Source organism: Imbroritus primus (genome assembly GCF_964332355.1).
Taxonomy (GTDB): Bacteria; Pseudomonadota; Gammaproteobacteria; order Burkholderiales; family Burkholderiaceae; genus Imbroritus; species Imbroritus primus.
In genome coordinates this window covers 707,597-719,811 of record NZ_OZ201293.1, presented here as the reverse complement: position 1 = coordinate 719,811, position 12,215 = coordinate 707,597, and the positions used below count along the sequence as shown (strand labels likewise).

Here is a 12,215-nt window from a genome sequence, read left to right as displayed (position 1 = left end):
TCTGCGGACGGCCTCCAGGCGGTTCTCAGGTCCGGTCCGTTGGCAGTTCGACGCCTGTCCGCACCCGGACAGGCGTTTTCATTGAATCACCGCGTTTCAGGAATCACCACGATGTTGCTCCAGATACCCGAGGTACTGACCAAGGAACAGGTCGCGCAGTTTCGCCAGGCCATGGACCAGGCGGAATGGATCGATGGCAACGCGACCTCGGGCGAACAATCGGCGCTGGCCAAGCGCAATATGCAGTTGCAGGAAGGCTCGCCACTGGCGCGCCAGCTGGGCGACCTGGTCCAGGATGCACTCGGCGCCAATGCACTGTTCTTCTCCGCCGCGCTGCCGCTCAAGGTCTATCCGCCGCTGTTCAACCGCTATGCGAGCGGCCAGACTTTTGGCGTGCATGTCGACAACGCCATCCGCCATCTGCGCGGCACCAATTTCCGTATACGCAGCGATCTCTCCGCCACGCTGTTCCTCGCCGAACCCGACGAATACGACGGTGGCGAACTGATCATCGAGGACACCTACGGCACGCAGAGCATCAAGCTGCCGGCCGGCCACATGGTGCTCTACCCGGCCACCAGCCTGCACCGCGTCACGCCGGTAACGCGCGGCGCACGCGTGGCATCGTTCTTCTGGATCCAGAGCATGGTGCGGGACGGTGAAGCGCGCACGCTGCTGTTCCAGCTCGACCAGTCGATCCAGGCGCTGGTCATGGAGCACGGCCACGGCCATGCGCAGGTGATCGCGCTGACCGGCATCTATCACAACCTCATGCGCCGCTGGGCGGAGTCCTGAAACGGCTCGCCACGGAAAGAAACCCGGTGCCTGCTGCCGACCGGCAGCACTGCCCCGAAAGGGGAACATGGCCTGAGGGCCATGAAAAATGCCCGGTCATGCCGGGCATTGTCATGTCAGGACGTGGTGCCCTGTCGCCTGCTCAACCGTGCCACTCGATCACGCCCGTATAGGCCGTGATCAGCACGATCAGACCGAAGACGATGCGGTACCACGCAAATGGACGGAAGTCGTGCGAGGCGACAAAACGCAGCAACCAACGCACGCAGAAAAAGGCGGAGATGAAGGCCGCCACGAAACCGATGCCAAACGTGCCGAGATCCGTCAGGGACAGCACCGAGCGCGCCTTGACCAGCTCATAGACGGTCGCGCCGAAGATCACCGGAATCGCCAGGAAGAACGAGAACTCCGTGGCCACCTTGCGCGACAGGCCAAACAGCATGCCGCCAATGATGGTCGCACCCGAGCGCGACGTACCGGGAATCAGCGCCGCGCACTGCGCCAACCCAACCTTGAGCGCATCGCTCCAGCGTAGATCGTCGATCGACTCGATGCGCGGGGCCGCCGCCTTCGCGGCTTCCAGCAGTGCATTGCCGCGCGGATCGCGCGTCGTGCCACGCCGGCTTTCGAGATGCTCGGCCCACAGGATCACCAGGCCGCCGACGATGAAGGCCGAGGCCACAACGATCGGGTTGAACAGCGTGTGCTTGATGAAACTGCCGAGCAGCAGCGCCAGCGTGATGGCAGGCAAAGTGGCGACGATCACATTGATGGCGAAGCGCTGCGACAGGCGCTCGGAGGCCAGGCCGCGCACCACGTGCAGGATGCGTTCGCGGTATTCCCAGCACACCGCCAGGATCGCGCCGAACTGGATCACCACTTCGAAGATGTGGCCCTGGTTGTCGTTGAAATCGAGCAGGTCGGCCGCGAGGATCAGGTGACCTGTACTCGAGATGGGCAAGAATTCGGTGAGACCCTCGACAATGCCGAGGATGATGGCCTTGAAGGCAAGCGCAATGTCCATGCGGAAGCGGAAGAGTGTTGTTGTTCGTCAAAAAACGGCTCAGCGCCGCATCCGGATGACAGCATGGCGGAGATCCGGCTCGGACGGGTGAATCTGGCCGGCCGGATTCAGCGCGGCGTCACTTGCACCGAGATGCCATCTGGCAAAACAGTGATTGTACCGGGCTCGAAGTCGCGCCCCTTGAAACGCAGCTGTTCCGGCTTGAAGGTGTAGAGCGGATAGCCATGCAACAGATCCTGTGCCAGCAACGTCCCGATGGCATTCAGCTGGCGCGTGTACTGCGCCGGCACATCCGCCAGTTCGAAGCGCTCCAGGCTGGGCCGGTCGAGCAGCAACGCGCGCTGCGCCGTCTCGTAGCGCAGCCCGCTATTCAGTGCCAGGATGCCATTGAAGGTCTGCCCGACGGCCAGCGGATTGTTGACCGCGGCATTCGCCTCGACCGTCACGCGGTTGCGTTCCGCATCGAAACGCAGGCGCGGATCAGTCAGGCGCACGTCCACCAGTGCCAGGTAGCGAGTCTGATACGGAAACTTGCGTGCCAGTGCGGCCTCGAGTTCCTTGCGCGAGAAGGTGTACTCGTTGGTCCAGAGGTTGTAGCCCGCGCATGCCGTCATGCTGGCGAGCAGGGCCGCCCCTCCGGCACCGGCAAGAATGAAGCGGCGGCGGCGTTGGCCGTCAGCGGAAAGATCCATGCGTGGTGAGGTCCGGGTGATCGTGGTGGTTGGACTGGCGACGGGCGGGAGCGTTCAAGACACCGGTTTCACCCGGGTGCAGTCTGCGCTTCCAGCGCTGCCAGCCACACAATCGCATCGTCGCGCTTCGCCCCGCACATATCCGCCGAAGGCTGCAGCCCACCACAGAACGCCGGCCGCTCAGGGCGACCGAAGATACGGCAGCGGAAGTCCACGGTCAACTGCACGCACGGCACGCCCGCCGGCTTGCCATGCGGCATGCCAGGGATCGGGCTGGTAATGGACGGAGCGATGCAGCAGGCTCCGCAGTTATCGCGGCAGTTCATGAAAGCAAAGATACGAGACGGGTCAAACCCCACATGAATTGCACACCACCCCGCCTGCTATGTGAGGCGACCCCGCGTGTCGTGCCGGACGCAACGCCGACGCGCGACGCGCTATTCGTACCGCAACGCCTGGATCGGCAGCAGCTGCGAAGCCTTGCGGGCCGGGTAAAAGCCGAAGAATACACCAATGGCCCCGGCAAACCCGACCGCCAGCACGATGGAGGCGGTGGACAGCTGCGTGGGCCACCCGGCCAGCGCAGCGACCGCCCAGGCGCCGAGCCCGCCGACGACGATGCCAAGAAAGCCGCCGATCAGCGACAGCGTCACGGCCTCGATCAGGAACTGCGTGAGGATGTCGTGAGCGCGCGCGCCGACAGCCATGCGCAGGCCGATCTCGCGCGTACGCTCGGTTACGCTCACCAGCATGATGTTCATGATGCCGATACCGCCAACCAACAGCGAGACAGAGGCGACGGCCGCCAGCAGCAGGGTCATGACGCGGCTCGATTCTTCCTGCGTCTGCAGGATCTCGGTCATGTTGCGTACGGTGAAGTCGTCCGCCGCGCCTGCCTGCAGGCGGTGCCGCTGGCGCAGCAGCGCACGGATGTCTTCTTCGGCCTGGTCCATGTCGAAGCCGTCGCGCACCTTGACGTTGATGTTGCCCACGCGCTTGAGGCGACCCTGCGAACTGCCGAAGATGCGGTTGCGGCCCGTGGAGAGCGGCACGAAGGCGATGTCGTCCTGGTCCTGGCCGAACATGCTCTGGCCCTTGCGGTCGAGGATACCGATCACCGTCATCGGTACCTTGTTGATGCGCACCACCTGGTCGATCGGATCGGCGTCGCCGAACAGCTGACGCGCCGTGGACTGGCCGAGGATCACCACCTTTCCGGCGCCGCTGATCTCGCTATCCTCGAACATGCGGCCCGCAATCACCGGCCATTCGCGTGCTTCGAAATAGTCGTTCCACACGCCCTGCATCTGCACGGCCCAGTTGTTGTTGCCAAACACGATCTGCCCGCTGCCGCGCAGCGAGGGCGCGGCAGCGCGGATCGAGGGGATCTCGCGCGTCAGCGCCAGGGCGTCGTCTTCGGTCAATGTCTGCGCCTGACCGGTGCCCAGCCGCACGCCGCTGGTCGTGGTCGAACCTGGAATGATGATCATCAGGTTCGAGCCGAGGCTCGCGATCTGCTGCTGCACGCGCGCCTGCGCGCCGCCGCCGACGGCAATCATGGTGATTACCGCGCCCACCCCGATAATGATGCCGAGCATGGTCAGCGCGGAACGCAGCTTGTTGATGCGCAAGGCGCGCAGCGCGATGCGGATCGAGGTCTGGAGGGTCGCGACGAGGGTCATGCGGACACCTCAGGCGGCTCCGACGGTGTACCCACACGCGCCACTTCCGGCGTCTGCCGGCGGTCCTCGATGACATGACCGTCGCGGAACATCACCACGCGTCCGGCATAGGCGGCGATGTCAGGCTCGTGCGTAACGAGCACCACGGTCATGCCTTCGGTGTTGAGTTGCTGCAAGAGCGCCATCACCTCGATACTGGTCTGCGAATCGAGCGCGCCGGTCGGCTCGTCGGCCAGAATCAGGTTGGGGTTATTGACCAGCGCCCGGGCAATCGCCACGCGCTGCTGCTGCCCACCGGAAAGCTGGGCCGGATGGTGATCCATGCGCGTGCCGAGGCCGACCTGCTGCAGGCGGCGCGCCGCCCGCGCATGGCGCTCGGCGGCGCTGACGTTGGCATACAGCAGCGGCAGTTCGACATTCTCCAGCGCCGAGGTGCGCGGCAGCAGGTTGAACTGCTGGAACACGAAACCAATGCGCCGGTTGCGGATCGCGGCCAGCGCATCGCCTGACAGGCTCGATACTTCCTCGCCCGCCAGCATGTAGGTGCCGGAGGTGGGACGGTCAAGGCAGCCGAGCATGTTCATGAAGGTCGATTTTCCGGAACCGGACGCGCCCATCACGGCCACGAACTCGCCTTCGTGCACGTCGAGCGAGACGCCGTCGAGCGCCCGCACCACGGTGCTGCCCATGGTGTATTCCTTGACCAGATCGCGCGTATGAATGAGTGCGGTCATGCCGGTCCTCAGAACATGCGCGGACCGCGTGGCTGGCTGCGCGAGCCGCCCGAATTGCCGCTGCGGTCGCCGCCAGTGGTGCGTACGCCGGTGATGACGGCATCGCCTTCCTTCAGTTCACCGCGTACCAGTTCGGTGGCGTTGCCGTCGGACAGGCCCAGCCGCACCTCGACACCCACCGGCTGGCCATCGCGCAACACATAGATCGTACCTGGCGTCGTCGCGCCGCGCGCGCTGCCACGACGGCCTGCATTCATGGCGGCATACAGGGCCTGCTGCTCGGGCGTCAGCATCGCGCGAATCTGTTCGCGCATGGCGTCGCGCTGCGCATCGTTGGCGCCAGGACGGCGAGCGCCGTCACCACCTTGACCGCCCGGCGCCCCACCTTGCGCGCCCTCGCCATCCTGGCCGCGTGCCGCGCGCTGCTGGCGGGCATTGGCGAGGATCTCGTCGAGGCGTGCCTGCTGCTTCTCGTCCAGTTTCAGTTCGGTGACGAGGCGCTCCTTCATGGCGTTGGCGCCACCGGCGCTGGTGCCAGCGTTGCCGCCAGCCATGCCCGCGTTGCGTTGCGCGGGTGCGGCATCGGCACTGGCCAGGCGGAAGCGCAGCGCCGCATTGGGCACCTTCAGCGCGTTCTCGCGCCGCGCGGTGACGATGCGCACATTCGCCGTCATGCCTGGTAGCAGCGACTGGTCGCGATTGGAGGCAGAGACCACGACCACGTAGGTCACGACGTTCTGTACCACCAGCGAGGCCTTGCGCACCTGCATCACTTCGCCACGGAAGGTCTGGCCGGGGAAGGCATCGACCGTGAAGGTGGCTTCCTGTCCCTCGTGGATGCGGCCCACGTCGGCTTCGTCGACCGACACTTCCACCTGCATGGCCGTCAGGTCCTGGGCGATGATGAACAGTTCCGGCGCCTGCAGACTTGCCGCCACGGTCTGGCCGGGCTCGACGCTGCGCTTGATGACGGTGCCGTCGACCGGGGCGCGGATGATGGTCTTCTCGAGTTCGGTACGGGCGGAGTACAGCAAGGCCTCGCGCTGCTTGACCTGCGCCTGGGCATTGGCCACCTGGGCCTGCGACGAGGCATACACCGCAGCCTGGGCCTCGTAGGCCGCCTGGTTGGTGTCGAATTCGGCCGCGGAAATGAAGTTCTTTTCCAACAATTCGCGCTTGCGCTTCAGATCGCGCTCGAGGTTCAGCGTGGTCACGCGCTGGCGGTTCAGCTCGGACTGCGAGGACAGCACGGAGGCACGCGCCGCCTGGAGATTGGCCTCCGCTTCCTGCACGCGCGACTCATAGGTCTGGGGATTGATGCGCGCAACGATGTCACCTTGCCGGACGCGCGAGTTGTAGTCGACCAGCAGCTCCTTGATCTGCCCTGACACCTGCGAACCGACCGACACCGATTTGACTGGATTGAGCGTGCCCGACGCCGAGACGGAGGCCACGATGTCGCCACGCTCCACCTTGCTGGTGAGGTACTCCGGCGCGCTGTTGCGCTTGCTCCAGTAATGCCAGCCTACGGCAGCCGCGGCGATCAACGCAACACCTGCGAGGAGGGACACGGCGCGGGTACGGGTGAATGTCATAGAAGATGCTTGGTCAGAAAATCACGGATCACGATCGAAAATTACCGCCAGCGCCCGCAGGGCGCGCAGTCTGCGCAACAAGACTATCCGCTTCCACGTCAAGCGGGCGCTAAGCCGGATCAAGAATTGTTACCGGCACAAACGGGCTGAGCCCCAGCTGACGCCACGCCGCCCGGAGCCTATGTTAAGGTCACTTACAATCAGTTACAAACCTGCGGGCGTCATGATACCGTGCCAGTGCTTGGCTGCCACGGGTTCGAGGCGGCCGCCGGCTTTTTACGCTCCACTTTCATGGCGCTGCCTGCGCATGCATCCGGATCCGGATCCGCTCGCCATTCCCCGCCCGCCTTGCCGACCAGCCCCCGGCGTTGCAACGGGTGGCCGCCCCATCTGCGCTGCACCAGCCGCACGCTCACGCTTCGCGCCGGCACACGGGAGCCGGACCAGTGCGTGCAACAAGAACAAGCATGCACAAGCAACTGACCGGGTACGCTCTTTATCCCCAGCTTGGCCCTATTGACCCGCTCCGGGTGCGTCATTACATTAATGACTCTTCAGTAAGTTACCTCGAGAAGGCTCGTGAATACGCCCGCCCCCGCCCCCAACCGCTCGTCCGGCCCCACGACAGCGCGACGCTGGGCCCGCCGCAAGGAGGCCCGCCGGCAGGAACTGGTGGCTGCGGCGCTCGGGCATTTCATCCGCGACGGCTACCATGCCGCGCGCCTCGATGACATCGCGCGCAGCGCCAATGTCTCCAAGGGCACGGTCTACCTGTATTTCGCCGACAAGGAAGCGCTCTTCAAGGCGGTCATCCGCGAGAACCTCTCCCCGGTTCTCGCCGAAGGCGAGGACCTGATCAGCCGCCACCAGGGGAGCACGGCCGAGTTGCTGCAGTGCCTGTTCGGCGGATGGTGGGAAATGATGGGCAAGAGCCCGGCTGCGGGGCTCGCCAAGCTGGTGATGGCTGAATCGGCACGCTTCCCGAACCTGGCGCGTTTCTATTACGACGAAGTGATCGCCCGAGCCGACGCGCTGTTTCGTCGCGCCATCCAGCAGGGCATCGACCGTGGCGAATTCCGCGCCGCCGCCCTCGCCCCTACCACCGCGGCGCTTACCGCGCCGATGGTGTTCCTGATGATGTGGAACCATTCGTTCGGCACCTGCGTGACACGCGAGTTTTCGCCGGAAGCGTTTATCGACAGCTACGTCAATCTCGCCCTGTTCGGGTTGGTGAAACGTCCAGACGATGCCACCCTCCCGCTGGCCAGCGGGGTATGCGAAATGGCCGCCGCCGAACTGGCAGAACGGCTGCACTCCGCCACGCAGGATCCTGCATGACGCGCCGCCGACTGATCCTGATCGTCGCAGTGGCTGCCCTGGCCGTAATCGCCGCTTTCGCGCTGCTGCGCCCGCGCGGCACTGCTGCGCCCGCTCCGGCCGTCGCGCCGCTCGAATTCCTGCCGAGCGACGTGTTCACCGTCCAGCCCACGGACGTGCAAGCCGTCCTGCCACTCACCGGCAGCCTGAGCGCCCTGCAACAGGCAGCGGTGCGCGCCAAGGTCAGCGGCGAACTGAGCCAGGTGCTGGTACGCGAAGGCGAAAGCGTAAAGCAGGGGCAAGTCATCGCGCGGCTCGACACCACGGAATACGATGCGCGCGTGGCGCAGGCCAATGGGCAGATGCTCGCCGCCAAGGGCGAGTACGACAAGGCCCGGCAGGTGATGGCGCGCAACCGCGACCTGGTGGCGCGCGGCTTCATCTCCAAGACTGCCTTTGAAAACTACGAGGCCAACACCGCCGTGGCCAAGGCCAACCTCGATGCTGCCAACGGCGGCCTGGCCGTGGCCCGCAAGGCATTGGCCGACACGGTGATCTACGCGCCATTCGATGGCATGGTCGCGGTCCGCAGCGCGGAGCCGGGCGAGAAGGTATCGCCCGACGCCAAGTTGTTCGATATCGTCAACCTCGCGCGCCTCGAGCTGGCGGCGGCGATTCCGCTCGGCGAAGCTAGCCGCATCCGCATCGGCCAGCGGGTGCAGCTGCAGGCCGAGGGGGAGGAGACGATGATCACTGGGGCACTCGAACGCATCAACCCGGCGGCCACGGAAGGCACGCGCAGCATCATGGTGTATGTGTCGGTCGCCAATCCCGACGGCCGCCTGCGCGCCGGGCAGTTCGTCAAGGGCGGACTGGTGCTGGAGCAACGCCCGCAGGTGCTGGCGATTCCGGCTATTGCGGTGCGCACCGAGGGCGAACGGCACTTCGTGTATGTCATCGACGCACAGGGCAAGCTGGCGGAGCAGGCGGTGCAGACCGGGCTGCGCTCCGCCGACCAGGTGGAGATCACCGCCGGGCTGCAGGCCGGCACGCGCATCGTGCGCAACAATCTTGGGACGCTGCGCACCGGTACGCCGGTGGTGGTGAAAGGCAGCTAGCCGATGTGGTTCACGCGGGTCTCCATCCACAACCCGGTGTTCGCCACCATGATGATGCTGGCGTTCGTGGTGATCGGCCTGTTCTCCTATAACCGCCTGCCCGTCGACCAGTTCCCGGAAATCCAGTTTCCCATCGTGGTGGTGCAGACTGCCTATCCCGGCGCCTCGCCGGAGTCGGTGGAATCGGACGTCACGCGCAAGATCGAGGAGGTGGTCAATACCATCTCGGGCATCGACGAGATCTTCTCGAACTCGTACCAGGACAACTCCGTCGTCGTCATCCAGTTCCAGCTCACGGTCGATATCGGCCGTGCGGCGCAGGACGTGCGCGACAAGATCGCGCTGATCCGCCCGCAGTTCCGCGATGAGGTCGAGGAACCGCGCGTGCTGCGCTACGATCCGACCGAGCTGCCGATCTTCTACCTGTCGGTGCAGAACGCACCGGGCATGGATCCGTCAATGCAACGTTCGGCGCGTGAGCTGACCACCATCGCCGACCAGATCGTCAAGAAACGCCTCGAAGCCGTGCGCGGTGTGGGCGCAATCTCGCTGGTCGGCGGCACCAAGCGCGAGATCGAGGTCAAGCTGCGCCCGCAGGCCATGGAAGCGCTGGGCGTGAGCGTTGATCAGGTCATGAACGCGCTGCGCAGCGAGAACCAGGAACTGCCGGCTGGTGCCCTGCAATCGTCCTCGACCGAACAGATCGTGCAGATCAAGGGCCGCGCGCTGGCGCCCGAGGATTTTGCGCGCATCATCGTGGCGCGGCGCGGCGGGCAGGCAGTGACGCTCGACCAGGTTGCCGAGGTGCGCGATGGCCAGGAGGAACAAGACAGCCTGGCCCTGCTCAATGGCCAGCGCGGCCTTTTCCTCACGGTGATCAAGGCCCAGGGCGAGAACGCCGTGGCGACGGTGGATGGCCTCGTGGCAATGCTCGACGACGTACGCAAGATGGTGCCGGAAGGCGTCGAACTGAAGGTCATCAACGACACCGCGCGCGGCATCCGCAACAGCGTCACCGAGGTGCGCAGCACGCTCCTGGAAGGCGCGGCGCTGACCATCATCATCGTCTTCCTGTTCCTCGGCTCGTGGCGCAGCACGGTCATCACCGGCCTGACGCTGCCGATCTCGCTGATCGGCACCTTCGGCGTGATGTATATGTCCGGCTTCACGCTCAACGTCATCACGCTGATGGCGCTGTCGCTGTGCGTTGGCCTGCTGATCGACGATGCCATCGTGGTGCGCGAGAACATCGTGCGCCACAATCTGATGGGCAAGACGCACCGCGCCGCGGCGCTCGACGGCACGAGCGAGATCGGGCTGGCGGTGCTGGCTACCACCCTGTCCATCGTCGCGGTATTCCTGCCAGTGGGCTTCATGGGCGGCATCATCGGCCGTTTCTTCCATCAGTTCGGTGTCACCGTGGTGGCGGCCGTGCTGATCTCGATGTTTGTCTCGTTCACGCTCGACCCGATGCTGTCCTCGGTCTGGCGCGATCCGGACCTGCACGGCACCGGCAACAAGGGCGGCTGGTACGGCCGTACCTTCGGCCGCCTGCTGGACTGGTTCAGCCGCCGCATGGACTCGCTCTCCCATGGCTATGCGGGCATGCTCGGCTGGGCGCTGCGCCATCGCATCGCCACGGTGGTATTGGCGGTGGTGGCTTTCTTCGGCAGCTTCACACTGGTGCCGCTGATCGGCACGGAATTCGTGCCGGCGGCCGACCTGTCGGAAACGCAGATCGGCTTCACCACGCCGGTCGGCTCGTCGCTCGATGTCACCGAAAGCAAGGTCAAGCAGGTACAGGCCGCGCTCGGCGAATTCCCCGAGGTGCTGTACTCCTACGCCACCATCAATTCCGGCAACACGGCCGGCAAGAACAACGCGCTGGTGTCGATCCGCCTCAAGGACCGCCGCGAGCGCAGCATGAGCGTCAAGCAATTCAACGGCGTGCTGCGCGAGCGCATGAGCCGCATCGCGGGTATCAAGCTCACGCAGGTCGGCATGCCAGACGGTGCGGGAGGACAAAAGGCGATCCAGCTGTCCATCCAGGGCGACAGCCTGCCTGAACTCAAGCGTCTGTCGGACGAGGCGCTGGCGCGGCTCGCCAAAATCGACGGCCTGGTGGATCTCGATTCCAGCCTCAAGGAAGACCGACCCACCGTGGAAATCCGTATCCGCCGCGAACTCGCCTCCGATCTCGGCATCGGCCTCAACCAGATCGGCAATGCCCTGCGTCCGTTGCTCGCCGGCGATGCGGTGACCAGCTGGCGCGGACCGGATGACCAGAACTACGACGTGCGCGTGCGCCTGCCGCGCGATGCGCGCACCGGCGTGGCCGATCTCGAGGGACTGATGATCGCCAGCACGCAAACCACGGCCGACGGTGCGCCGCGCATGGTGCCATTGCGCCAGATCGCGGAGATCGTGCCGTCCACCGGCGCGGCCAAGATCAGCCGCCGCGACCTGCTGCGCGAGGTGGAAATCACCGCCAACGCCGCCGGCCGCTCGCCCGGCGATCTGGCGCGCGAGATCGACTTGACGATGCAGTCACTTTCTTTACCCACGGGTTACAAATATCGTTTTGGCGGTTCCACCAAATCCATGCGAGAGTCCTTCGGGTACGCAGTTTCCGCGCTGGCGCTGGCGATCATCTTCATCTACATGATCCTGGCCTCCCAGTTCGGCAGCTTCTTCCAGCCGGTCGCGATCATGATGTCGCTGCCGCTGACGCTGATCGGCGTGTTCCTGGCGCTGCTGCTGTTCCGCTCGACGCTGAACATGTTCTCGATCATCGGCTTCATCATGCTGATGGGGCTCGTGACCAAGAACGCCATCCTGCTGGTGGACTTTGCCAACCAGGCGCGGCGCGGCGAACACGGCAAGGCGGCGCTGGGGCGCGAGGCGGCACTGGTGGAAGCGGCGCGCGTGCGGCTGCGGCCGATCCTCATGACCACGCTGGCGATGATCTTCGGCATGGTGCCGCTGGCCTTCAGCCTTGGCGAAGGCTCGGAGCAGCGTGCCCCGATGGGCCAGACGGTGATCGGCGGCATCATCACGTCGTCGGTGCTGACACTGGTAGTGGTACCGGTGATCTACACCTACCTGGACGACCTGGCAGCCTGGCTGCGGCGCAAATGGCGCGGCAAGGATGGTCCGGACGACGATGCGGACGGCAGGAGCGGTGAACCGGACGATCCGGCGCACCCCGCCGGGAACACCGTGGTGATCCCCTGAACCGCCCTGCGGACTTGATAGAAT

10 protein-coding genes are annotated in these 12,215 nt (G+C 65.2%); 4 read left to right on the top strand and 6 right to left on the bottom strand.

Going from position 1 to position 12,215, the window contains the following annotated elements; all coding sequences use genetic code 11:
• The first annotated feature begins 111 nt into the window (after positions 1-111).
• Entirely contained in the window at positions 112-795 is a 684-nt protein-coding gene (locus tag ACQ3C8_RS03245) for a Fe2+-dependent dioxygenase (RefSeq protein WP_428852446.1), read from the top strand.
• A 142-nt stretch (positions 796-937) separates the two neighbouring features.
• On the opposite strand, the gene ACQ3C8_RS03240 is transcribed toward ACQ3C8_RS03245, so the two are convergent.
• From ACQ3C8_RS03240 to ACQ3C8_RS03215, 6 genes are all read right to left on the bottom strand, one after another.
• Entirely contained in the window at positions 938-1,819 is an 882-nt protein-coding gene (locus ACQ3C8_RS03240) for an undecaprenyl-diphosphate phosphatase (RefSeq protein ID WP_009521497.1), read from the bottom strand.
• Between the two features lie 107 nt (positions 1,820-1,926).
• Positions 1,927-2,511, bottom strand: coding sequence for a DUF1439 domain-containing protein (locus ACQ3C8_RS03235; RefSeq protein ID WP_428852445.1), 585 nt, complete (start codon positions 2,509-2,511; stop codon positions 1,927-1,929).
• A gap of 68 nt (positions 2,512-2,579) precedes the next feature.
• A complete protein-coding gene (locus tag ACQ3C8_RS03230; protein WP_428852444.1) occupies positions 2,580-2,837 on the bottom strand; it encodes a YkgJ family cysteine cluster protein in 258 nt (85 codons plus the stop codon).
• Positions 2,838-2,948: 111 nt separating this feature from the next.
• Complete coding sequence (locus tag ACQ3C8_RS03225; RefSeq protein ID WP_009521494.1) at positions 2,949-4,193, bottom strand: ABC transporter permease; 1,245 nt, start codon at positions 4,191-4,193, stop codon at positions 2,949-2,951.
• Positions 4,190-4,927: an ABC transporter ATP-binding protein gene (locus ACQ3C8_RS03220; protein WP_428852443.1), complete on the bottom strand. Its 738-nt coding sequence runs from the start codon at positions 4,925-4,927 to the stop codon at positions 4,190-4,192. The genes ACQ3C8_RS03225 and ACQ3C8_RS03220 overlap by 4 nt, the downstream gene beginning before the upstream one ends.
• Positions 4,928-4,935: 8 nt before the next feature.
• Positions 4,936-6,522, bottom strand: a complete 1,587-nt coding sequence (locus ACQ3C8_RS03215; RefSeq protein WP_428852442.1) for an efflux RND transporter periplasmic adaptor subunit — start codon at positions 6,520-6,522, stop codon at positions 4,936-4,938.
• Positions 6,523-7,101: 579 nt separating this feature from the next.
• Between ACQ3C8_RS03215 and ACQ3C8_RS03210 the strand changes: the two genes are divergently transcribed.
• The 3 genes from ACQ3C8_RS03210 to ACQ3C8_RS03200 are packed head-to-tail and all read left to right on the top strand — an operon-like array spanning position 7,102 to position 12,191.
• On the top strand, positions 7,102-7,860 hold the full coding sequence (locus tag ACQ3C8_RS03210; RefSeq protein ID WP_428852441.1) for a TetR/AcrR family transcriptional regulator: 759 nt from the start codon (positions 7,102-7,104) through the stop codon (positions 7,858-7,860).
• Positions 7,857-8,957 (top strand): efflux RND transporter periplasmic adaptor subunit, encoded by a 1,101-nt coding sequence (locus ACQ3C8_RS03205; RefSeq protein ID WP_428852440.1) that lies wholly within the window; start codon positions 7,857-7,859, stop codon positions 8,955-8,957. The genes ACQ3C8_RS03210 and ACQ3C8_RS03205 overlap by 4 nt, the downstream gene beginning before the upstream one ends.
• Positions 8,958-8,960: 3 nt before the next feature.
• A complete protein-coding gene (locus ACQ3C8_RS03200) occupies positions 8,961-12,191 on the top strand; it encodes an efflux RND transporter permease subunit (protein ID WP_428852439.1) in 3,231 nt (1,076 codons plus the stop codon).
• Positions 12,192-12,215 lie beyond the last annotated feature (24 nt).

Coding starts and splice junctions, on each gene's coding strand:
- ACQ3C8_RS03245 (WP_428852446.1), top strand. CDS start 112: ATGTTGCTCCAGATACCCGAGGTACTGACCAAGGAACAGGTCGCGCAG.
- ACQ3C8_RS03240 (WP_009521497.1), bottom strand. CDS start 1,819: ATGGACATTGCGCTTGCCTTCAAGGCCATCATCCTCGGCATTGTCGAG.
- ACQ3C8_RS03235 (WP_428852445.1), bottom strand. CDS start 2,511: ATGGATCTTTCCGCTGACGGCCAACGCCGCCGCCGCTTCATTCTTGCC.
- ACQ3C8_RS03230 (WP_428852444.1), bottom strand. CDS start 2,837: ATGAACTGCCGCGATAACTGCGGAGCCTGCTGCATCGCTCCGTCCATT.
- ACQ3C8_RS03225 (WP_009521494.1), bottom strand. CDS start 4,193: ATGACCCTCGTCGCGACCCTCCAGACCTCGATCCGCATCGCGCTGCGC.
- ACQ3C8_RS03220 (WP_428852443.1), bottom strand. CDS start 4,927: ATGACCGCACTCATTCATACGCGCGATCTGGTCAAGGAATACACCATG.
- ACQ3C8_RS03215 (WP_428852442.1), bottom strand. CDS start 6,522: ATGACATTCACCCGTACCCGCGCCGTGTCCCTCCTCGCAGGTGTTGCG.
- ACQ3C8_RS03205 (WP_428852440.1), top strand. CDS start 7,857: ATGACGCGCCGCCGACTGATCCTGATCGTCGCAGTGGCTGCCCTGGCC.
- ACQ3C8_RS03200 (WP_428852439.1), top strand. CDS start 8,961: ATGTGGTTCACGCGGGTCTCCATCCACAACCCGGTGTTCGCCACCATG.